General features: G+C 43.5%; 7 protein-coding genes. 4 read left to right on the forward strand and 3 right to left on the reverse strand.

Translation table 11 applies throughout. From position 1 onward, the window contains the following. The 3 genes from AB4496_RS15940 to AB4496_RS15950 form a co-directional block, all read left to right on the forward strand. A partial coding sequence (locus AB4496_RS15940; RefSeq protein WP_372131344.1) for a substrate-binding domain-containing protein occupies window positions 1–421 on the forward strand: 421 nt, incomplete at its 5' end. A gap of 207 nt (window positions 422–628) precedes the next feature. Then, entirely contained in the window at window positions 629–1,573 is a 945-nt protein-coding gene (rbsK, locus tag AB4496_RS15945) for a ribokinase (RefSeq protein WP_009844903.1), read from the forward strand. Window positions 1,574–1,726: 153 nt separating this feature from the next. Further along, window positions 1,727–2,728 carry a substrate-binding domain-containing protein gene (locus AB4496_RS15950; RefSeq protein ID WP_004730338.1) on the forward strand — a complete coding sequence of 334 codons (1,002 nt, stop codon included), beginning with the start codon at window positions 1,727–1,729 and terminating at the stop codon, window positions 2,726–2,728. An 84-nt stretch (window positions 2,729–2,812) separates the two neighbouring features. On the opposite strand, the gene AB4496_RS15955 is transcribed toward AB4496_RS15950, so the two are convergent. The 3 genes from AB4496_RS15955 to AB4496_RS15965 all read right to left on the reverse strand — a co-directional run bounded on the left by AB4496_RS15955 (window position 2,813) and on the right by AB4496_RS15965 (window position 4,860). Further along, window positions 2,813–3,604 (reverse strand): carbon-nitrogen hydrolase family protein, encoded by a 792-nt coding sequence (locus AB4496_RS15955; protein ID WP_102257638.1) that lies wholly within the window; start codon window positions 3,602–3,604, stop codon window positions 2,813–2,815. A gap of 122 nt (window positions 3,605–3,726) precedes the next feature. After that, window positions 3,727–4,158: a lysozyme inhibitor LprI family protein gene (locus AB4496_RS15960; protein ID WP_009844901.1), complete on the reverse strand. Its 432-nt coding sequence runs from the start codon at window positions 4,156–4,158 to the stop codon at window positions 3,727–3,729. Window positions 4,159–4,197: 39 nt separating this feature from the next. After that, window positions 4,198–4,860: a hypothetical protein gene (locus AB4496_RS15965; protein WP_083783997.1), complete on the reverse strand. Its 663-nt coding sequence runs from the start codon at window positions 4,858–4,860 to the stop codon at window positions 4,198–4,200. A gap of 296 nt (window positions 4,861–5,156) precedes the next feature. Between AB4496_RS15965 and AB4496_RS15970 the strand changes: the two genes are divergently transcribed. Beyond that, a complete protein-coding gene (locus tag AB4496_RS15970; protein WP_032555124.1) occupies window positions 5,157–6,728 on the forward strand; it encodes a cyclic diguanylate phosphodiesterase in 1,572 nt (523 codons plus the stop codon). The last annotated feature ends 241 nt before the right edge of the window (window positions 6,729–6,969 follow it).

Here is a 6,969-nt window from a genome sequence, read left to right on the forward strand (position 1 = left end):
AGGTATTGCTGGTACTTCTGCTGCTCGTGAACGTGGTGAAGGCTTCATGAACGCAGTAAACGGCAGCGATCTAGAGCTTTTAGCAAGCCAACCTGCTGATTTCGACCGTACTAAAGGCCTGAACGTAATGGAAAACTTGCTTGCAGCTAACCCAGACGTACAAGCAGTATTCGCTCAAAACGATGAAATGGCACTAGGTGCACTTCGCGCAGTTCAAGCTTCAGGTAAAGACGTAATGATCGTTGGCTTTGATGGCACTGAAGACGGCATCGCTGCTGTTAACCGTGGCCTACTTGGCGCAACGGTTGCACAACAGCCTGATCTAATCGGTTCTTTAGGTGTTGAAATGGCAGACAAAGTACTGAAAGGCGAGACAGTAGACGAGTACGTACCTGTACCTCTAAAAATCATCGCTAAGTAATTGAATCCAATATCGATTAAATAAAGAAAAAAATAGAGCGACACATAGGCAGGGATTCCCCTATCCCTGCCTTATTAAACCAACCCAGACAGTGCATCGCTGTTTCTCATAAGCCGTCTAACAAGGCGAGCAGTTAACGCAACAAGAATTTACGTAATGAGAAAGACCCATGCATTTTCAAATACGATATATCATAAGGCTCGTATCATGACTCAACTGATTGTTTTAGGTAGCGTTAACGCTGACCACGTACTGCAAGTTCCTTCGTTCCCTCGTCCGGGTGAAACCTTGATTGGCGGTAACTATCAGGTCATCCCTGGCGGCAAAGGCGCAAACCAAGCGGTCGCTGCAGCAAGATTAAACGCAGACATTGGCTTTATTGCCTGTGTCGGTGACGACCCATTTGGCATCAATATTCGTCAAGACTTCGCTAAAGATGGCATCAACATCGACGGCGTGATCGTGGCAGACAACACGCCGACAGGCATTGCAATGATTCAAGTATCCGCAACGGGTGAAAACAGCATTTGTCTTTCTGCTGAAGCCAACAACAAGCTGACTTACGACCAAATTGAACCGCACCTAGAGAAGATTCGCAGTGCTAAATACCTGCTGACTCAGCTTGAAACTCCGATTGAAGGTATTGAATACGCAGCAAAAGTAGCAAAAGAGAGCGGCACTCAAGTGATTCTTAATCCGGCTCCTGCTCGTCCATTATCAGATTCATTGCTTGCTTGTGTTGATGTGATTACACCCAACGAAACAGAAGCAGAAGTGCTGACGGGCATTACCGTGACGGACAATGCATCTGCTCATCAGGCAGCTTTGGCTCTGCACGCGAAAGGCATCGAAACGGTAATGATCACGCTAGGCGCAAAAGGCGTTTGGGTTAGTCATCGTGGTCAAGGTAATGAAGCTAGCGAAGGTGAATTAATCGCAGGCTTCCGCGTTGAAGCAACGGACACAACCGCTGCTGGTGATACTTTCAATGGCGCATTAGTCACAGGCTTACTTGAAGACATGCCATTAGAACGTGCGATCAAGTTTGCTCACGCTGCCGCTGCCATTTCAGTGACTCGCTTTGGCGCTCAAACGTCGATTCCAAGCCGTGCTGAAACCGATGCGTTTTTGGCAGAGCAACTGTCTGCTTAGCTTGATACCTATTTGAAGGGTTAACTCTTGAGCTAAACCGTAGTTAACGGATGTAAGCCTTCAAATTCGGTAACAACAAATATCAAGCATAAGCCCCTGTTTTCAGGCAGAATATCGCCCAACGTGGAAAAGTGATTCCCACAAGGATTTTATATGGCAACAATGAAAGACATCGCTCGGGTTGCAAAGGTTTCAACGTCTACCGTGAGCCATGTGATGAACAAATCACGTTTTGTCAGTGAAGAGATTGCTGAGCGTGTTAACAGTGCGGCCAAAGAACTCAACTACGCGCCGTCTGCATTAGCTCGCAGCTTAAAAATGAAGCAAACCAAAACCTTGGGCATGCTGGTTACCACCTCTACCAACCCATTCTTTGGTGAAGTAGTGAAAGGTGTTGAACGTCGTTGTTATGAGAAAGGCTACAACCTTATCTTGTGTAATACAGAAGGCGATAGCGAACGCATGAAATCCTCGATCGACACCTTGCTGCAAAAGCGTGTTGATGGCTTGATGCTGATGTGTTCAACGCTTGAAGGTCAACATATCGATGTGTTCGAGCGCTACCCAGAGTTACCTGTCGTGGTAATGGACTGGGGTCCAATGCTGTTCGCAAGTGATAAAATCCAAGACAACTCGCATCAAGGTGGCTACATGGCAACCAAACACCTGATCGATAATGGTCACTCGGATATTGGCTGTATTACTGGCCCACTGCATCGCAACCAAGCCTCTTCTCGTTATCAAGGCTATAAACAAGCAATGGAAGAAGCGAATTTAGAGATCAACCCTAAGTGGATTGTTGAATCAAACTTCGAATGTGATGGTGGCTTTGATTCTTACCAAACATTGAAAGCTCGTGGTCAAATGCCTTCGGCCTTGTTCGTCAGTAATGACATGATGGCGATGGGTGTGATTCATGCGGCAGCTCAAGATGGCACATTGATTCCAAATGACCTGTCTATCATTGGCTACGATGACATCCACTTATCTAAGTACATGACACCCGCTTTAAGCACAATCCACCAGCCAAAGCACCGTTTAGGTAAAGCGGCGGTCGATACCCTGTTAAGCCGACTACAAACGCCAGACGCCTACCCGCAAGTCGTTGAACTAGAACCGACTCTTGTAGAGCGAAGCAGCGTAAAAGCGATTTAGGGCTCAGCCCTCCACAGACTAAATCACAAAGGGCAAGGTTATCTAACCTTGCCCTTTTCGATTCTATTGCGTTTACTTGTCTTGTTAACGATTCAACGCAGACGCTATCTGTTGTATTTCATCTAACACATCAACACCATTGTATTGAGGCGCAATAGACAAGTCTTGAATATTAATCGTTTCAACAGACTGATGCTCACTGAGTTGAAGCATTAAGTCTCCCTTCGGTGAATAGGTTCTACTGCCGCCACAATATGTCGCGGTAAAGGCATCAACCACATCTTGCCCGACGCGATTACAGGTCACGATATGACACACTTCTTCTAACGCTCTTGCTTGTGCAATGGCAAAGCTATGATGACCACCAAAATTCGCAGGATGGAGAATAACGTCTACCGACTGATACGGTCTCATGATCTCCGGGAACCATATATCAAAGCAAATCGCGACACCGAACTTCAAGCCTTTGTATTCAAAAGTAAGAAGTTCATTTCCTCTAGAAAAGTACTCTTTGTCGAATTTCGTTTGACTGACTTTTCTGTATTTATGACGCAAACCTGAACCATCAACCACCACAACGCTATTGTAATACTGACCATTATCTTCCTCAGCGACACCCGCAACGATTAACGTCTGATGTTTCGTGGCAAGCGCAGTTAATGAATCAATGGTCGGGCTGTTATTGAAGTCTTCACACAGTTCATGAATTTCTGCGGCATCGTTAAAGATATATCCAGTAGAGAACAGTTCAGGCAGCAACGTGATATCACCCACTGCCGTCTCAGCTTCCAAAAGCTCAGAGACTCGCGAGATGTTCATTTGTTTATTTTTGTATTCAACTTCAAGCTGGACAAGAGTGACGCTGACACTATTCAAAATCGAATCCTTACTCGGTAACACTTCAAACTTGAGACTAAGAACGACAGGGTAAGATAATCCCCCATCGCTTGCTGACTCGAGCGCCAATGGTTGAAGCAAGCGCACACTCTCATAAGCACTCAGTTCATATACTTCATCAGCTTGGGCTCTGGCAAAACTGGTGGTGTGCTGTCCATGTAGGTTAAGAAGTTTTCCCACACCTCATGCGTTCTTTGTTTAGTCAGCTTAGTTTTGCAAGAAAGCGCCATAAGACCTCGAATTGAACCATCACGCCATTGGGTATACACCGAGTCACAATGTGCCGTCATGTAAGCTTGCCAACTGTCTTGAGCCATCTTGATTGAGCTAACCAACTCCGCATCATAAGCATTGTGTTCAAAGCTCGCTTCAAGGTATTGATCAAGCTCCACTTGTGCAGTATCCAACTCAATCGACGCACAGTGATTGATCTCTATGGTATTCATTGCATTCTCGCAATCGACAACATCATCGGATGCTGATGCAAGCAAAGGTAAACACGTTAATAACACGACCGTTAAAGCCTTTTTCATTATTTATCCCCTAATTCAAAAGCACATATATGCGCCCTATTAATGCCAAGCATTACGAATCTTAACGACATAAGACGCCAATTGTTGATAACTGCGTTTAGGATTATGTCCAAAAACCACAAGAGCATACAACCACAGAACAAGAAGCATGGAAAACAAACCTGACTGGAAACCATCTAGGTACAACTCAGGTAGCAAGTCGACTACCTTTTGATAGTTCACAATTGAAATTGTTGTTTTACTGCTAATCAACTCATATGTTAAGCTTATTGGGCCCACTAAGGCCCAAACTAAAAACCATGACACGCCTGCGACAGGCACTAAACTCAGTAGCGGCTTAAGTTGCTTAACCGGGAAAATGAAATACAAGAGCATAATCAAATACAGAGCGGCTAAAAATAAGCTCCATGCGTGAACACTGACTTCAAAAATCCGATAACGCTCATCGACATACATGATTAACACTACCGCCCCCAATACACCAAGCGATAATAATTTTCCCACATACCTCGTTCTAGAAAACCTAATCAATACATAACCAATCACAAGAAGAAAGCACGAAAGCCAAGCTAACACTTCTGGTTTGGTCTCAAAAAGACGTGGTGTTGCGGAATTAGACAAGATAAAGATCGCGTAGGTAGGAGCAATCATCAGAAACGCGATAAACACACGCACCAACATCCAAATCATATTTTTAATCATTACGCTCAAATCCACTCACTCGCATTATTTCAAAAATTACAGTTTTCAATTTGATGATAAAAACCGGTAACAATCCGCTTCATCAAAAAACGCAAAAGTACTGAACAAAAAAACGACACTCTTAACCTTGGAAGCATATCTAACATCCTGATTTCTATAGTGCGACCATGCGTTACGCTATTTATATCAATAACTCAGACTTTTGTTCACACTATTTATGCATAAGCTTGCGTTATTATCGTTAAATTTATAAATTAAGTTGCATGCACACACCAATCGGTCACGCTTCTCTTAATATGGATATCAAGTACCAGCATTTTGCCAAAACTTCGTTCTTCTTTGCCATTTCTTTCTTTTTTTTCATGGCATTGCTCATTCCTTTGACACCTTCTCATTACCAAACGTTAACCGAAGACACATCAAGGTTAGTAGAAACGAGGTTAGAAGGGATTCAATCAAGGTTCGACCGTTTTTTATCTGAAATTACCCCAGATCAGCCTTGCGACACGATTGTTAGACAACTTCGACAAAACGTTTTTGAAGCTGATTGGGTGAAAGAAGCCGCGGTGTTCGACAAAGAGAACCGATTTTACTGTTCAACCACTGATGGTGAAGTTTCATTTCGCCTATACAACACCATCAGGCAGCGGCTCAATGAAGCCCCAAATTTAACCACCTTATCGTATTCAAACTCAGCGATTACTAAGGTGCAATCCATCATGCTGATATTCTCGACTAAGGAAGGCTCGGGAGTGAGCCTGATGATTCCTCCGCACTTCATCTTTGAGCTTGTAGAAGCTAATTTGAGTAGCCATGGCATTAACTCTAAAGTTGAGGTGATCAAAAGAGACATTCACCCTACCGACCTCGGCTCATACAACGCGACGGTACGGATACAGTCAGACATCTACCCATTCACCGTCACCTCATATATTGGTTATCAGTATTATATTAACTTCATGCTGAGTCACTTATGGTTTGGCTTTCTTATGGCGGGAATTACGACCATTATTCGCCTTTCCCTCAAGCATAAAAAACAGAGCCAACGTAGCTTAGAATATTCGCTATCCAGTGCTCTGAAAAACAAACACCTACATGTTCACATGCAACCTATCGTTAATCAAAGCACCAATAAGATCGTAGGCTGTGAGTCATTATTAAGATGGAACGATCCAATTGAAGGTAACGTCTCCCCTGCTATCTTCATTCCATTGGCTGAAAGTTTAGGCTTGATTGAGAAGCTGACCTATTTCGTGCTGCATGAAGTGTTAACGACATTGAAAAGTAATCAAGAGGTATTTGCATCAAAGTACATCAGCGTCAACATCAGCCGAAACGTTGTATCCAACAGTAACTTCACGAATAAAGTGATTAGCATCTTTAAAAGACACCCTGAGATTCTCAAGCAAGTGGTTTTCGAGGTGACAGAGGATGGTGAGTGTTCTGATGCCGATATGGTCAAAATTAAGGACAACTTGCAAAAGCTATCTGATCTTGGTGTAAGAATTGCCATAGATGACTTTGGTACTGGCTACGCAGGATTAGACTTTGTAAGGCAATTTCCGTTCAGTATTCTCAAGATTGATCGCGTGTTCGTGAAAAACATATCCGACGAATCCAGTTTTGGTATCCCACTATTAGAATCCATGCTTCAGCTATCACGCACCTTAGGCATGCAAGTCATAGTTGAAGGCGTTGAGTACGAGTCGCAACTGAAGATCTTGTCGAAACTAGGCGTCGACTACATCCAAGGCTTCTACTTCTATAAACCAATGCCAATAAGTCTCGCCATTAGCTTGATCAAACAGCAAGATTTTGAATCAGATAAAGTTGAGAAACAAACAAACCAGACATTTCTTGCTACATAAGGCACTGAAAAAAATATAACACAAAGACTATAGATATCCTTTGATAAACATTTAATTCATCGCATCATTGGTGCATCACAAGGGATATCATGGAAAAGAAACTTCAAATCAAACTGGAGCCTAGCCTGCTGCTACTGAGAATTGGCATTTTGATCGTCTTCTTGTTCAGGGGCTTGGATAAGCTCCTTGTCCCTGAGCACGCGACATTCTAATTTGAAGCATGTTAGCCCACTACTAGGAG

This window comes from Vibrio sp. 10N.222.46.A1, from assembly GCF_041473595.1.
GTDB classification, from domain to species: domain Bacteria; phylum Pseudomonadota; class Gammaproteobacteria; order Enterobacterales; family Vibrionaceae; genus Vibrio; species Vibrio tasmaniensis_A.